This is a genomic window from Neorhizobium lilium, assembly GCF_004053875.1.
GTDB classification, from domain to species: Bacteria; Pseudomonadota; Alphaproteobacteria; order Rhizobiales; family Rhizobiaceae; genus Neorhizobium; species Neorhizobium lilii.
The window spans coordinates 403,179-417,478 of the sequence record NZ_SBIP01000002.1 but is presented as its reverse complement, the minus strand read 5'-3'; the positions used below and the strand labels follow the sequence as shown (position 1 = coordinate 417,478).

General features: G+C 55.2%; 17 protein-coding genes, 1 tRNA gene and 1 pseudogene. 8 read left to right on the top strand and 11 right to left on the bottom strand.

The window, feature by feature from the left end:
- Positions 1 to 12: 12 nt before the first annotated feature.
- Entirely contained in the window at positions 13 to 573 is a 561-nt protein-coding gene (locus EPK99_RS08215) for a hypothetical protein (RefSeq protein ID WP_128442557.1), read from the bottom strand.
- A 267-nt stretch (positions 574 to 840) separates the two neighbouring features.
- Here EPK99_RS08215 and EPK99_RS08210 point away from each other — a divergent pair, with 267 nt between their 5' ends.
- Both EPK99_RS08210 and EPK99_RS08205 read left to right on the top strand, forming a co-directional pair.
- A complete protein-coding gene (locus tag EPK99_RS08210) occupies positions 841 to 1,071 on the top strand; it encodes a helix-turn-helix transcriptional regulator (RefSeq protein ID WP_128442556.1) in 231 nt (76 codons plus the stop codon).
- Positions 1,068 to 2,330: a type II toxin-antitoxin system HipA family toxin gene (locus EPK99_RS08205; protein WP_128442555.1), complete on the top strand. Its 1,263-nt coding sequence runs from the start codon at positions 1,068 to 1,070 to the stop codon at positions 2,328 to 2,330. Before EPK99_RS08210 ends, EPK99_RS08205 begins: the two co-directional genes overlap by 4 nt.
- Before the next feature lie 47 nt (positions 2,331 to 2,377).
- Here EPK99_RS08205 and EPK99_RS08200 read toward each other — a convergent pair whose 3' ends face one another.
- From EPK99_RS08200 to EPK99_RS08175, 6 genes are all read right to left on the bottom strand, one after another.
- Positions 2,378 to 4,801 carry a nucleoside triphosphate pyrophosphohydrolase gene (locus EPK99_RS08200; protein WP_128442554.1) on the bottom strand — a complete coding sequence of 808 codons (2,424 nt, stop codon included), beginning with the start codon at positions 4,799 to 4,801 and terminating at the stop codon, positions 2,378 to 2,380.
- Positions 4,798 to 5,415, bottom strand: coding sequence for a hypothetical protein (locus tag EPK99_RS08195; protein ID WP_128442553.1), 618 nt, complete (start codon positions 5,413 to 5,415; stop codon positions 4,798 to 4,800). The genes EPK99_RS08200 and EPK99_RS08195 overlap by 4 nt, the downstream gene beginning before the upstream one ends.
- A 1-nt stretch (position 5,416) precedes the next feature.
- Entirely contained in the window at positions 5,417 to 6,073 is a 657-nt protein-coding gene (locus EPK99_RS08190; RefSeq protein WP_128442552.1) for a hypothetical protein, read from the bottom strand.
- Positions 6,074 to 6,141: 68 nt separating this feature from the next.
- Positions 6,142 to 6,453 (bottom strand): helix-turn-helix domain-containing protein, encoded by a 312-nt coding sequence (locus EPK99_RS08185; protein WP_128442551.1) that lies wholly within the window; start codon positions 6,451 to 6,453, stop codon positions 6,142 to 6,144.
- Positions 6,454 to 6,597: 144 nt separating this feature from the next.
- Positions 6,598 to 6,951, bottom strand: a complete 354-nt coding sequence (locus EPK99_RS08180) for a hypothetical protein (protein WP_128442550.1) — start codon at positions 6,949 to 6,951, stop codon at positions 6,598 to 6,600.
- Positions 6,948 to 7,391, bottom strand: a complete 444-nt coding sequence (locus EPK99_RS08175) for a helix-turn-helix domain-containing protein (RefSeq protein ID WP_245582366.1) — start codon at positions 7,389 to 7,391, stop codon at positions 6,948 to 6,950. Before EPK99_RS08175 ends, EPK99_RS08180 begins: the two co-directional genes overlap by 4 nt.
- Before the next feature lie 65 nt (positions 7,392 to 7,456).
- On the opposite strand from EPK99_RS08175, the gene EPK99_RS08170 reads away from it, so the two are divergent.
- From EPK99_RS08170 to EPK99_RS26080, 3 genes and pseudogenes are all read left to right on the top strand, one after another.
- A complete protein-coding gene (locus tag EPK99_RS08170; protein WP_043613259.1) occupies positions 7,457 to 7,675 on the top strand; it encodes a helix-turn-helix domain-containing protein in 219 nt (72 codons plus the stop codon).
- A 10-nt stretch (positions 7,676 to 7,685) separates the two neighbouring features.
- Positions 7,686 to 7,952, top strand: a complete 267-nt coding sequence (locus EPK99_RS08165) for a helix-turn-helix transcriptional regulator (protein ID WP_128442549.1) — start codon at positions 7,686 to 7,688, stop codon at positions 7,950 to 7,952.
- Positions 7,918 to 8,895 (top strand): annotated as a pseudogene (locus EPK99_RS26080) (tyrosine-type recombinase/integrase); the annotation flags it as partial. The gene EPK99_RS08165 and the pseudogene EPK99_RS26080, both read left to right, overlap by 35 nt.
- Before the next feature lie 201 nt (positions 8,896 to 9,096).
- Here the strand turns inward: EPK99_RS26080 and EPK99_RS08155 are convergent.
- Positions 9,097 to 9,172: transfer RNA gene (locus tag EPK99_RS08155), tRNA-Ile, on the bottom strand.
- A 230-nt stretch (positions 9,173 to 9,402) separates the two neighbouring features.
- On the opposite strand from EPK99_RS08155, the gene EPK99_RS08150 reads away from it, so the two are divergent.
- Positions 9,403 to 10,146 carry an SIMPL domain-containing protein gene (locus tag EPK99_RS08150; protein WP_425374191.1) on the top strand — a complete coding sequence of 248 codons (744 nt, stop codon included), beginning with the start codon at positions 9,403 to 9,405 and terminating at the stop codon, positions 10,144 to 10,146.
- Positions 10,147 to 10,249: 103 nt separating this feature from the next.
- Here the strand turns inward: EPK99_RS08150 and EPK99_RS08145 are convergent, their stop codons facing one another.
- Both EPK99_RS08145 and EPK99_RS08140 read right to left on the bottom strand, forming a co-directional pair.
- Entirely contained in the window at positions 10,250 to 10,672 is a 423-nt protein-coding gene (locus EPK99_RS08145) for a secondary thiamine-phosphate synthase enzyme YjbQ (protein ID WP_128442547.1), read from the bottom strand.
- Between the two features lie 36 nt (positions 10,673 to 10,708).
- Complete coding sequence (locus EPK99_RS08140) at positions 10,709 to 11,092, bottom strand: DUF427 domain-containing protein (protein WP_128442546.1); 384 nt, start codon at positions 11,090 to 11,092, stop codon at positions 10,709 to 10,711.
- Between the two features lie 365 nt (positions 11,093 to 11,457).
- On the opposite strand from EPK99_RS08140, the gene EPK99_RS08135 reads away from it, so the two are divergent.
- On the top strand, positions 11,458 to 12,255 hold the full coding sequence (locus EPK99_RS08135; RefSeq protein ID WP_128442545.1) for an NAD-dependent epimerase/dehydratase family protein: 798 nt from the start codon (positions 11,458 to 11,460) through the stop codon (positions 12,253 to 12,255).
- Between the two features lie 60 nt (positions 12,256 to 12,315).
- On the opposite strand, the gene EPK99_RS08130 is transcribed toward EPK99_RS08135, so the two are convergent.
- Positions 12,316 to 13,092, bottom strand: a complete 777-nt coding sequence (locus EPK99_RS08130; protein ID WP_128442544.1) for a siderophore-interacting protein — start codon at positions 13,090 to 13,092, stop codon at positions 12,316 to 12,318.
- 231 nt (positions 13,093 to 13,323) lie between these two features.
- Here EPK99_RS08130 and EPK99_RS08125 point away from each other — a divergent pair, with 231 nt between their 5' ends.
- Positions 13,324 to 14,208 (top strand): helix-turn-helix domain-containing protein, encoded by an 885-nt coding sequence (locus tag EPK99_RS08125; protein ID WP_128442543.1) that lies wholly within the window; start codon positions 13,324 to 13,326, stop codon positions 14,206 to 14,208.
- Positions 14,209 to 14,300: the final 92 nt, after the last annotated feature.

Genomic DNA, 14,300 nt, shown 5'->3' with positions numbered 1-14,300 from the left:
CGGCAAGATATCTTACGAACTCGCCGCCGCCATCACGATCTGTACGAAGGCCATCAAGAGGCCTGCGATTCCGGTCACCCCAGCGAGCGTAGGAGAGCGTAATAGGCGCATAATCTCAGGCCAGAGAGGGTCTGGGGTCTCGACCAATTTTTCTGCAGACTCTATCAAAGCCATGGCATTTGCCGTGCGAGCGTTTGATAACTTAGCTGTTTCGATGACTACTCGCATTTCCGTAAGAATTCGCCGAATCTCAGACTTTTGATATTCTGATAAATTAAAGCGGCCAGTCCATGCCGCACTGTCTACTATGACGGTTATCTCTCCCTTTTCTATGGCATCATACCCTGCGGCAGTGATCTGAAATAGTCTGCCACCGGACATCTGGTAAGCCTGGCGCGTGATAACCAAACCTGATGTCTCTAAGTCATCCGTTAACGCCAACAAGTACTGATTGGGGTTCTCAAGCCCGGTATGTTTTTTTATCGTCGCAATAGTACAGTACCGGGTGTCTCCGCTGGCCAAGCGGTGATACAGGTATTTGAGTACCGTTAGCTGATCACTTTTGGCGCTCAACTTGCTTTCCTTTGCGTTTATTACGAGTTGGCAACATCTGAAGCATCCAAGAGACTTTGGCTAGCGAATTGGGTGGATGCCTACAATGGATTCGGCTTCTCCTGGAAGCGATGTCTCCAACACCTAACGTCGCAATCAGGCGCGATTTACCGATCGGGACATTTTCCTTCCGAGCGATAGTACCGCGTCCATAATTTTCCCGAGCGGGTAAATTAACCTAGACAAGAGGCGTACAAGGCGGTTACCTTCCCGAGCGGGAAAACAGGAATGGCAAAACAGATCAAAAATCCAGCCGATATCGGCGCCTTGGTTCGAAGTGCGCGCAAGGAGCAAAACTTGCGGCAGGATGAGCTTGCCGGCGTCGCCGGCGTTGGGCTTCGGTTTATCGTCGATCTCGAAGCAGGCAAGCCCACGGCTCAGATTGGAAAAGTCCTACAGGTACTCCAAACGCTGGGGTGTTCGGTTGACATTCTAGCCCCTGGTGAGCGCAGAAAATGACGGCAAAGGTTCTCAACGTCTGGTGGGATGGTCGCATTGTCGGGCAGTTTACCCAGGACAGGCACGGCGATATCGGCTTCGCCTACGTTGACGTTTGGCTTGATGACGACAACGCACCTCCACTTTCAGCCTCACTGCCGAAGCGGCCGGAGCGGTTTTCCCGCCGAGAATGCCGACCCTTTTTCGGCGGCCTGTTGCCTGAAGAGAGCCAGCGTCTTGTTGCGGCGCAGGCATTGGGCGTTTCACCTGCGAATGACTTTGCGCTACTCGACCGCTTGGGGGGCGACGTCGCCGGTGCACTTCAGCTTTTGCCAGAAGATCAGAAGCCCATGGATGAGGACCCGATTGCATGCCAGCAACCCACACCTATGGATGAAGCAGGAATCGTCCGGGTACTGGACGCACTTCCAATGCGGCCGCTACTGGCCGGGGAGGAAGGCTTGAGACTGTCACTGGCCGGCGCGCAATCCAAAGTGCCTGTTGTTATGATCGACGGCCTGATTGCACTTCCGCTTCCTGGCCAGGCGACCACACATATATTGAAACCGCCCATCGCGCGCTTCAAGGGGACAACCGAGAACGAAGCTTTTGTGATGAGGCTTGCCGCTGACATAGGCCTCGACGTTGCACCCATCGAACCGAGGTCTGCGGAAGGGCGCTCGTTCCTTCTGATAGAAAGATATGACCGTGTTCGCGATGACAACGGCGTCGTGCGCCGCATCCACCAAGAAGACTTTTGCCAAGCGCTCGGCGTGCCACCCGAAACGAAGTATGCCAGCGAGGGCGGACCGACCTTCAAGGACTGCTTCGAACTATTGCGGCGGGTATCAGCGCGACCGGCTGCGGATGTGTTGAAGCTACTAGACTCAGCAATCTTCAATCTCATTGTCGGAAATGCAGACGCTCACGGGAAGAATTTCTCGATCCTTTACGATCATCAAGGGCCGAGAATGGCTCCGTTGTACGACCTACTCTGCACTGTTGCCTACTCAGACCTTTCACCAAAAATGGCCATGAGGATTGGAAGGCGCGCCACGCTCACCGAGATGGATGCGGAAGGATGGTTCGCTTTTTCAAAAGATTCTGGAATTGGTACTGCACTGGTGCGACGCCGAGTTGCCGAAATTTGCGGCGCGGTACCGAAGGCGAGCAGCGCATTGGCTGACAGTCTTAATTTTCCCAAGGACAGCCAAGCAGTTACGGCGATCCAACGGATAATTGATGAACGAGCCCGAATGATCCCTCTGACGCTGGGCTAAATTGCCGCTTCGAGGATACTTCGGGCGGATAACGCTAATTGCAAAAATTAATTTTTGTCTTCGGGCATCTCTAAGTCCAGCGGCAGAAACAGTTGGGTCGGATCCCGAGTTAATGAGATTTCGATCCGGTCACCTCGCAACGTGATATTCAGACTTATCTCAAGGTTTTCAAACTCTAGGGTTCTAGGTTGATCTAATTCCATGAAACCAAAGAAAGTAAAAGGCAGTTCATACGTGGTTCCGTTCAGCTTGCGTGCCAAAACCTGAGCCAACTGCTTCTCTTTCGTGCGTGCAGTTCTATTACCTCGGCTAACAATTCCTGTTTGGAGCAGCACCAGACCTTCGTCAAATCCTCCGACCTTGGCTCTTTTTATTTCCGCCGCCTCAGCGACCTCCTCTATTGTAAAACCTTCGCTGCTTGAAAGCGCTCGTATGACTTCGTACAAATCCGCCAATTCCACCCGCTTTTCTTCCAGCGTTTGCGCTTGGCGCACCTCCAACGCTTCCTCCAATAGCTTACTGGTCAGAAAATTTTTCCGCAAACTTTGTGGAATCGTCTGTGTGACCTCAGTCTCCTTGCGTTCTGCAATCCTTCCAGGAATTTTATCTCGAACTATTTTCCCAAAAGTCGCATTTTTCCGGATGCGAGAATGTTCTTTTTCCCCTTTTGCAACGACGGTACATCCCTGCCGCCCGAGCTCAAAATAAGCATGGGCAAGAGTCGACCCCGCCAATATTACCGGAATATTCAGTTCCCTCGCGGTAGCCCCAACTGCTCCAATGAATTTCATATCCCGCATCAAGCTTTGATCGGTAGGGCGCAATTCAATTGCTTGCCGCGTACGTGGACCGGGCACTGCTTTGAACTTTTCCAAGTCTTCAGCCCCAGCAACAATGAAAACTTGATAATTTGATCGATCAATGTTTCGTTCTGTTTCGTGCGCGTTTGTCCAGTACCAGGGAATGTTGAAAGATTGGCCTCTTTCGTTGATACATCCAACAAACCACATCACATGACAGGATTTTCCCATACGGGATGCAATCGCCGCTGTACGATTCGCCAAATCCAATGCTTCCTTACTTCCAATACTTAGGCTTCTACAAAGCTCGTTCTTGATACGTCTGTACTCCCATCCCCCGCTCTCCTTCGCGACCAGCATATGACTTTTGTACTCGGGGTATTCTGTCGAGCTTTGCGTCGGAACATGTATTTCCCAAATATCATAGGGGCAATATTGGAGCGCATCTGGCAGGCCCCATAAGCTATTGATTTCGACAATGGGATTTCCAGGCTCTGCCCGCACCCAAGCAGCTGCACGCGCTGCCATAAAACGATGGGCAACGAACGCCAAGTCGTCCACGTGTCCGCGCTCGGCCTTAAATTTAACATAAGTCGACAGGCACCAATTTGCCGCCTCCGCCGGGGTTAGCCCCTCGGTTCGGTCAAGGTTCGATTTTTTCTCTGCCGAGGCCAAGCCGCTTGTTCTGACAACAATATTGTCCGGACCAATAAGCTTTCGAAAATCAGCTTCTAATTCTGAAGCGTCGCCTGCAAGAGTCGCATTGGAGAGCGACGAAAGTGGAACGTAAAACAGCGTAGGCTTTTCTTTTGCGTCAGGCTCCCACAGTTCTTTTAAGACCCGTAGTTTATCCCACTGTTCTATTGCATTTTCGTCTGCACAGAGGAGATATTGCCCATGTGAGGCTGCTGGTTGATGTACGGGGGCGACGCGCACTTGAAATGGGTTCAATCCCGATAGATCTTCATCTTCTTCGTCAATCTGCACCAGATAAATGTTTTCCAGATCAGCAATCCATTCGCAATTTACGCGAACTGATGTGCTTCGCAGGAGATAAGTGTTCAACCATGCTGCGATGGAGCCAAATATCCTTTCTCGTGCAAGCCGTGGCCTCATTTCTATTGAGGCGTCGTCGTTCGCAGCCTCGTCGCGTTGGGTATTGATACGAAGTCGCGATGTTATGCCATTGGTCTCCGTCGAGAGTTCCCAATGATCACGAGTCTTCGATATTCGGAGCAAGTTTCCGAACTCCCCACGCGCTTTCGGCTCAACGTAACTTTGAAGCACAAACCCGACTTTTTGTCCGTTAGCCGATTCCACCACCTCGGCAATCGCTTTGTTCAGATCAGCCTCGAATAGCGGACCAACCGTCGGGATAAGTACACTGCTATAGGTTCCTCTCTCCCAGATTGTTTCTCCCACCACACTTGATCGGACGTAGAGCTTGCCAGTCAGGCCAGCGATCTTCTCAATTCTGCTGACTTCATCCGGCAGCAATCCCGTTCCGTCACTTCGGCACACATCCCAGGCGACTAGAGCGAATGGAGGTGTCCATACCCTTGGAAGAGTTGCCAGCGTTGCTGCTTTGGGTCCAAACCGCATTTTAAGATTTCGCGCGTCGAGCCACTCCGCACGAACATTTTCATTAGAGAACAGGACCCTCTGGTTCATTTTTTCTCTAGCGTCCCGAACACCGCGTTGGCGATGTTGGACAAAAGTCCGCTGACACCGTCAGAAAAGTAACCAACTAGAAACGCAAGTGCTGCCGTTGTCGCCATGGAGCGGGAGTGGGCGCCATCCGCCACCCCAATCACACCACCATCAAACAACGTCAACACCACACAAGCATAAACGCCGCCGATCAGCGGCACAAACATCCGCCAATATCGCCTATCCAAGTGCCATTTTAGCTTCGCGACAGAATGGATCAGCCATTTAATAGAGAAGGTTGTGCCGCCAACACATCCAACGAAGAAAATTGTGAGGATCTTTAGGTCAAAGTGCAATATGTTTTGCTTTGCGGAAGCGTTCTCAGCTACCGAATTCAGCGGCATATCTACTGTCTGCCCAGACAAAGCGAGTAACAGTCCACTGACGCAACACAGAACTATCAAAAGTCCTGCTAAAAAGAATGCTTCTTGATTGATGCAACGGCGTGCTGGCGTTGGGTACTTGCTCTCCCATTCTCCCAATGTCCTACCGTCCGTATAGTCATTTTTTCCGGGGGTCGCAGGAACAGAACTGGAATCGTCTGCAGTTCCGGCACTATCGTCGCTTTCCGCCACGCTAACTTCCAATCTGCTGCGCGAGCGTCTTAACTGTTCGCCGGACGTTTCCAATGTGTGCATGCGTGCGGTAGTTCCATGCGTGCGGCTTTTGCACCAAGCCTGCAATTGTTCTTCTGAAATATTGGGAGCCAAGTTCCTCGACGCTTGTGCCAGCGATCGCGCGTTTATCCGAGCCGATTATCATGTAAGACTCATTACCCAAGATGTGATCATACACGCATGAGGTGTTGAAAGGTTTCCACCTATCGGACTCTGCTCTTACCGCCGCATCGAAAGCCTGAAAACTGAATGGAGGATCGACCAAGACATGAATGTGGGCATGGTCTACGCCGCAGCCGGTAATTGAACCAACCGCGCTGGGTCCATGCTCAAACCAAATAATCCGCTCAAGCTCCACCCTAAGCGTTGAAGATACTTCTTGAATAAGCTCTTGAGGATTGACCCCGGTCCCGCGATACCATTGAGCAAAATTCATCGCTGGACGCGTTGGAACAATTAGCAACCAATTCGGAATTATGGAGCCAAGCGTAGGCGCGACAACGCAGTCTCCCACCTCAAAGAGAACGGTGTCGTAGATTTTACGGCTTTGGCAAGCCGGATCAAGTAGAGGCGCAAACCTGCCAAATTGCTCCGCCACCCTGGTTTTTTCAGTCATTTCGCACCTCGATTCCAATGTGCCGTGATGCTACTACGGATGCTATGAATTCGTAAAGAAATCACAGACTAAGAGACGCCTTTGGCGAGCAACAGCTTTCTATCAGGCGATCGCGGCACAAATCCAAGCTCAAATCCAAAAAGTCGACCGATCTTAGTCAAGGTTCCAAGCGTTGGATTCGCATTGCCGGCCTCGATCTCTGCTATTTGCCGTCGTGTGAGCCCAAGCACTTTGGCGAATTCCTCTTGTGTCATCCCGATACCTTTGCGGATTTCCACCACGGCGCTAGGCAAACGCAAGTCACCACAGTGTGCTCGCTCCGCCAGCGTTCGCCGGTTTTCCAGAATCTCGCTCTTTGACGGCTTCTTCCAGCGCGCCATGTGTCAGCCATCCTAGAACTGCGAGCAAGCCTGCGCGATGAGATTGGCAAGTCCCTTGGAGCAAAACTTATAGACCCTTTCAGTGGATCAATAATGCACCGGTAGAGAATATTCAACCCATCAAAGTGGGTTGAATAACTGCCTTCAGAACTGCCAGCTACCGAAGCGGTCATGGAAGCTTCTGATCCGGCTGACCATCTTCCGGCCACGCAGCGCACTGCCGCAAGCGAACAACATGAGGGACAGGCTCAGCACAGGTGTCAGCCAAGCATCGGAATCGCTTCTCCCATCAAACACAATGAGCAAGACAGCTCCCATCGCCGCGAAGAAAATCATTCCGAAGTCGTATTGCTTTGAAAGGCTCGCAAGCCGGGCCGAATGTCGGGTATAGCGCAGTTGCCTTGCCAACTTTCGCTTTTCAGATGCCAATTGATCGCGCTGGCGCCCGATTGCATAAAAACCCTGTTCGATTTTCTGTTCAAAGCTCGACTTACTCATATCGCTGACCTCAGATATTTCTCTGCAATTTCCTCTGTGAATTCGCCGTGTTGTTCGGCGTAGTCGATCAGGAACCGGATGAGCTTCAAGCGCTTGTCCGGTTCCACTTGACAGTTCTCCCGCACGATAAAGGCATCAACTTGGTTCGTGACGTCGTGATACAGATCGACCGCGTCCCGATTGTAGGGGGTGCCTTCCCCGGTCATCATCCAGACCGGATTGACGTTGAACTTCGTGTAGAGCGCGCGCAGTACGCGAACGGGGATCTCTCGCTGGCCGCGCTCATAGGTATTGTAGCCGCCTTGTGAGACCTCAAGCGCTTCCGCAAAGGGGATCTGTTTCAATCCCGAGTTTTCCCGGATCATAGCCAAACGTTTGCCCATCTGAATGAGCAGCGTGTCTTGCGTCGGGTTATTATTTTTCTGATAATCGCGTTGCATTTTTGAGCTTGATGTGATTCTTTCGGGTTCATATCATTCTATCATCAGTTGGAGGTGAATTTCCAATGCAGGCGCAACTCTTGTCCCCCAAACAGCTCGCAGACCGTTCCGGATGGCCGGTCGCACGCATCCGCAATCTGATCGCAAAGCAAGAAATCCGTCATGTCCGGATTGGCGGAAGCCTGTTCCTGCCGGAAAACGCCGTGGATGAGTATCTTGCGGCGAATATGGTCGAGCCCAAGCAGAAGGCTTTGGCGCTTGCTGACAACGCCTCCAGAGCGTGAGGAGCGGCACATGAAGCAGCACGCAGAAGCGCTGGCCACACGCCCCATTTACAAGGTCGCAGTCAGCCGCGTTCGTGCGGCGGAACTTCTTGACGTCTCGACGGGCACCTTTGACGACTGGGTTCGCCGTGGCCTTATGCCGAAAGGCGTGAAGATCGGCGCGTTGCGCCGTTGGGATGCCGAGGAAATCCGGGCGTCCTGGTACGACATCAAAGAACAAGGGTTGAGTGGAGACGAAGACGATGGCGAAAACCCGTTTGATCACGCGGTTGGGTAGCCAGCGCGTCCCCTTTAAATTCTGCTCACGGGATGTCGATCGGCATGGCAACGAGCGCTTCTATCTCCGCCTGCCTGGCATGCCGAAATATCGCATGACGTCCGTTTATCTGGACGAGGCGGGCAGCGTCACCCAGGCGTTTACCGAGGAATATCACCGCGTCATGGCTGGTGATCGTGGTGAAAAGACCGTCCCGATTTCAAGACTGGAGCCCGGCTCGGTTCGTTGGCTGGTCGAGACCTATTATCGGTCCAAGGCGTTTCAGAGCCAGTCCCCGGCCACGCAAAAAGACAAGAAGAGCGTTCTCAATCGCTATTGCATCAATGTGGGCGAGCTGCCCTTCAAGAAGATTCGCAAATCCGACATCGAAGCCAGTCAGATGAAGGGCAACGGCACGCCCGGTGCGGCTGACAAGCTGGTGAAGTACCTGAAGGCGCTCTTCAATTGGGCCATCAGCGCGGAGTTGGCGACATTAAATCCCACGAACGGCGTCACCAAAATCCATAAGTCTCCCGGTTTCCATACGTGGAGCGAAGCGGAAGTGGCGCGCTATCGCGCAGCCTATCCTCTCGGCTCCACAGCTCGGCTTGCAATGGAACTGATGCTGAATTTGGGCGTCAGACGCTCAGACCTCGTCAAACTCGGTTGGCGGAACCTGGTCGGAGACCGTATCGAATTCATGCCGCAGAAGGGGTCGAAAAAATACGCGCAGTCGATCAGCCTGCCGGTTACAGACGAGCTTGGCGAGGCCCTGGATCAGATAACGCATGATCAGCCGACATTCCTTATCAACGAATATGGCAAGGCGTTCACCGGCAATGGCTTCGGCAACAAGATGCGCCAGTGGTGCAACGACACGGATTTGGCGAAATGCTCGGCGCACGGCCTGAGAAAGACGTCCGCCACCATACTTGCCGAGGCAGGTGCTCCCGAACATCAGTTGATGGCGATCTTTGGCTCGTCTGATTCCAAGATGGCTCAGCACTACACAAAAGCCGCTCAATCCAAGCGCATCATCGATGCCGGTTTCGAGCGCCGTAAAACCTACGTGGCCCGCAATAATGTCCCACTTTCATCGAACCGGAATTCCGGTGAGACAAATCGAGGAAAAAAACGATGGAAAAACAACGTCCGAAGACAGAAATGGTGGGCCCGGAGGGACTCGAACCCCCAACCAAGCGGTTATGAGCCGCCGGCTCTAACCATTGAGCTACAGGCCCTTGCCGTAAGGCATGCGGCAGGGCGCAATGGTTCGCCGTCTCCGCACGCTGCCTCTAGCCTAAATCGCAGGGCCTAACAAGGTCTTGCCGTAAAGGCTTCACATTGAAGCCTCAGGTAGAAGCAGGCGCCCGGCGCGAGTCGGCGTAGAGCCAAGCTGTTCGGCCTGCGTTCATGATCTGCCAGATATCGGTGCCAGTCAGAACCACAACCCCGAGGGAGATCCATGTCCATAGCCCCCACTCGTTTTTCCAAGATCGCAATGCTGGCTGCCGTTAGCGTGCCCTTCCTTTTCCATAGCGGTTCTCTTCTGGCGCAGGATGCCCGTCCGCGGGAACCCATGATCATCGTTGCCGGTCAGGGCGAGGCCTCCGTGGCGCCGGACATGGCTTTCCTGTCGCTCGCGGTCGTACGTAATGCCAAGACGGCCGATGCGGCGCTCTCTGCCAATAGTGCCGCAATGAAGGATGTGCTGGCTTCGCTTCGCAATGCCGGCGTGGCAGAGCGCGACATCCAGACAAGCAATTTTTCGATCCAGCCTCAGTATCGCCAGACCGAACCCAAGAACGGCGCTGCGCCTCCGCCGCCTGAGGTCGTGGGATATGAAGTCTCCAACAGCGTGTCCGTGAAGGTCCGGGATCTTGCCAAGCTTGGCAGCCTGATCGACGCTTCCGTAAAGCTCGGGGTGAACCAGGGCGGTCAGATCAGCTTCACCAACGACAAGCCAGATGCCGTACTGGCCGATGCCCGCAAGGCGGCTGTCGCCAACGCGGTCGCCAAGGCGAAAACGCTCGCGGAAGCGGCGGGCGTCAAGCTCGGGCGCGTTCTCCAGATCAACGAAGACACACCGATGGCTATGCCTGCGCCGATGATGCGCATGTTGGTGGCCAAGCAAATGGAAGATTCGGTTCCGGTCGCCGGTGGCGAGAACAGCTATAGTGTCACCGTCAACGTGACCTTTGCGCTCGAACAGTAAGCGTCGAAGAATGGATGCGCCCGTCGCGGTCGGGCGCATCCATGTTACGCGTTCCGAAGGGGACGTGCAGCCCGCCCAGCCTGCTTGACGCAGTTGGAAAATCTCAGGCCGACAAGTGAAGAACAATTTCGCGACTGTGAGGCCGGTCCCGGTGTTCGAAAAGGTAGATCCCCTGCCAGGTTCCGAGCAATAGCCGCCCATCCTTCACCGGAATGCCGATCGACACCGCCGTCAGTGCCGCCTTGATGTGAGCCGGCATGTCGTCGGGACCTTCCACCGTATGCGTCACCCATCCCATGTCCGGATGATCCGTCCGCGGGACCAAGCGGGAAAAGAAGGTGTCGAGGTCGCGCCGCACGTCCGGATCTGCATTCTCCTGGATGATGAGCGAGCAGGAGGTGTGACGGACGAAAACGGTAAGCAGGCCTTCTTGCACGGTGTTGCCGCGTGCGAATTGTTCGGCCTGCTCTGTAAACTCGTAGAGCCCTCGGCCGCGCGTCGAAAGAGATAGAAGAACCTGCGGCATATATCTCTCCTCCGGGGACGTAGCCTTTGATCCCGTTTAAGCCTCATCCAGGGCATCGATGGAATCGACACGGTCAGGATAGAAGGCAAGAAAGTCCTTGATCGCCGAGACCGCCGCATGCGGATCCTCGTAAGACCAGACCGCGTTGCGGGACCGGTCGCCGCCTTCCAAAATGCTGAAATAGGACGCATCACCCTTATAAGGGCAATGGGACGAATGAGAGCTGCGCTCAAGCGCCGCCATGTCCACATCCTGGCGCGGAATATAGTAGACAGCTGGATAGGAGGCTTCCTGAAGGACGAGTGCATTCGTGCTGTCGGCTATGATGTGGTCGCCCAGTTTGACCAGGATACGACGGGCAGCCGGTTCGACAGTGATGGGATGGCCGGGACCAGGGATCTTGATGGGTTTGACCGACATGCTTCTCTCCAGTGTGACTAGGGCTCGCGCCTTAGATGCGCTGCAGAAAGATATGGATATCTTCCGCATCTGTCCAAGGGGCATCAATGGAACGCAGTGGTTCAGGCGCTGGAATAGTGGCGGCGGTCACCCTGCACATCGTACAAGGCGAATGCTTGTAACATATGTTCTGCAGGCAAGGGTGTAGCCTAATAGCGATTGAGTTTGTGCAATACAATCCATGCCGGTGGGCTCGCAGATCGGGCCTTCCAACGCTTGCCAAGCGAGTCGAAGAATGCAAAATAAACGCAGGAGGCATCTTATAGGATAAGATGCGAAGCACATAAGACAAGCTGATGTCATAGGCGACCAGTGGGAGGATCTGCATGTTGAAGAGGCTGTTGCTGACGGGGGCTGCGGGCGGCGTCGGGCAGGGCATCCGGCCCCTGCTAGGCGAACTGGCTGAGACCGTCGTTCTATCGGATATTGCCGAGATCTCCGATTTGCGCGCCGGCGAGACCTTTATCCGCAGCGATCTTGCCGATGCCGCCGGCGTATCGACGATGATGGAGGGGGTCGATGGGGTTATCCATCTGGGTGGCGTATCGATCGAACGACCGTTCAACCTGATCCTGCAGGGCAATATCGTCGGCCTCTACAATCTCTACGAGGCGGCGCGACATAGCGGCCAGCCGCGTATCGTATTTGCCAGCTCCAACCACGTCGTCGGCTATTACCGACGTGACGAACATATCGACAGCGATGTGCCGCCCAGACCCGATTCGCTCTACGGCGTGTCCAAGGTCTTCGGTGAAGCCATCGCCAGCATGTATTTCAGCAAGTTCGGCCAGGAAACGCTGTCCGTGCGCATCGGCTCCTGCTTCGAAAAACCGGCCAACCCGCGCATGCTCGCCACCTGGCTCAGCCAGCGCGATTTCGTCTCGCTTTGCGGCCGAGCTTTCGCCACGCCGCGGCTTGCCCATACCGTCATTTACGGCGCGTCCGCCAATGACGAGCAATGGTGGGACAACCGCAACGCGGCTTTTCTGGGCTGGAGCCCGAAGGACAGTTCCTCCAAATGGCGAGTTGAAGTGGAGGCGGCCACCGGCAAGCAGGATCCAACGGATCCTGCCGTCATCTACCAAGGCGGTGCCTTTACCTCTGCGGGGCATCCGGAGGACTGAGCGCGCCAAAGCCTTCCAATGAGTAGGGCCACAGCCAAATCAGACCGAGGCCTCTCAGCCTCATTCGATCTTTTCGTGGGCGTCTGCCTGACCCTGCAGCCAATAGCCTGAGGCTTTCAGCCAGGTCAGCGGGTGGTTCCGCTTTTCCGTGAGATAAGCCCGCACGGCTCTTGCGACAGATGCCTCTGCTGCGATCCAGGCGAAAGTCTCACCCTCGATATTGACCGCAGCGAGCGCCGCCAGCACCGGCGAGGCATCGGCCGCCCGCGCGAGGGGACGGTGCACCCATGTCGTGCGGAGACGGCACATGCCGTCGAAACTCTGCTCTTCTGCCGCACCCGTTACGACGGCCACGACCGTGACGTCCTCGTCTTGATGCGCCTCCTCGATTCGCCTGCCGATAGCGGGGAGGGCGGTTTCATCGCCGACCAGGAGCCAACGCCTGACGCCGGTGATGACGGCGGAGCCGCGTGGACCGCCAATCAGCAATGTGTCGCCAGACTTGGCCTGGCTTGCCCACACCGTCGCCGGTCCTGCGTCGTGGAGGGCGAAATCAAGCACGAATTGGCGGGCCTTGGTGTCATAGCGGCGTGGCGTATAATCGCGCGCTGCCAGTTCTCCATCGGAAGCCGGCAAGAAGATCTTGATGTGATCGTCCGGAGAGGCGCTGACAAAATCGCCCAGGTCGTTCCCTGCCAGGGTCAAGCGACGCATGTTCGGCGTGACCTGTACCACGTCCGTCACCGTCAGTTCACGGCGTTTCAAGTCATGGCGGATGCGCTCGATACGAGCTCCCGCCTGCGGAACGGGTTGTCGCTGTGTCGCTGCTTCGTTCATCTCGTGTCCTTATAGGGCGTTCGCCTCGACCTGCCGGACACAGTCCGCGCAGACCGAAACGGAGGAGCCCGGTCGATCATGCGCGTTGAGTGACGTTAACGCTTACGTGCGCGATAAAACGCGCAGATATCGCACCCTTGCGGCCGCAGCTGCCGGAAGCAGAGAGCCGGGATTGAAGCATGATAATAAACTTGATAAAGACAAGCAAGTTTGCGTGTTCAGGATTTCGCCATGACGTTTCAGCCGCGGATGAACAACCAGATCGAAGGCTTTTCCGTAGTCGGCGGCCTGCGCCGGCGCTATTGGAACGGTATCACGGCCGATCTATGGGATGTGGAATGCGCATCTTATGCCGGCGGACATTATGTGGCGCGCGATCCAAGGCTGTTCATTCTCCTCAACCATCGGGGCCGAGGGCGTCCCGCCGTCAAGCGCTCGCAGGATGGCCAAGGCGAGTTGCAGGACAGCCGCCAAAGCCCGATCTGCTACATCCCCGCCGGAATGGACCTCTGGATGGATATTCATGAGGTGCAGTCCGTTCGCCACCTGGACATCCACTTCGATGCCGACATCGTCAGCCGGCGGCTCGGGGAGGAGCTCGACCCCCAGCGCTTGAGAGATCCGCGCCTGCTGTTCTTCGATCAGGGGATCATGGCGCTGGCGGAGCTCATCGCTGCGGAAGTTGCCAATCCCGATCCCTTGCATGACCTTTATGGAGATGGGCTGGCGCTGGCGCTGCTGATCGACGTCCTGAAGATGGGAAAATCGCCGGCGCGCAAGCGCAGCGCACTGGCACCCTGGCAGTTGCGGCGGGCAACCGCTTTCATCGAAGCGAACTGCCTGCGCACCATTCGCCTGGAGGAGCTGGCGAGCCTGACGGGGCTTTCACAATCGCATTTCAGCCACTCGTTCAAGGCTTCGACTGGGCTTGCGCCCCATGATTGGCAGATAAGGGCGCGGCTCGAAAAGGCCAAGGACATGCTGCTCCGCAACGACCAGCCGCTGACAGCCATCGCAGCCGATACAGGTTTCGCCGATCATGCCCATTTCAGCCGTGTGTTCCGCAGGCATGTGGGCATCACGCCCTCCCGCTGGCGTGTGATCCACCGGTCTTAGACGCCATTAATTTTGAACGAAAAGTAAAAATGCCCAAGATCGTTCAATGCTGCCAAAACCGGGCAAGCTCTCATAATAATATTGAGTTAATC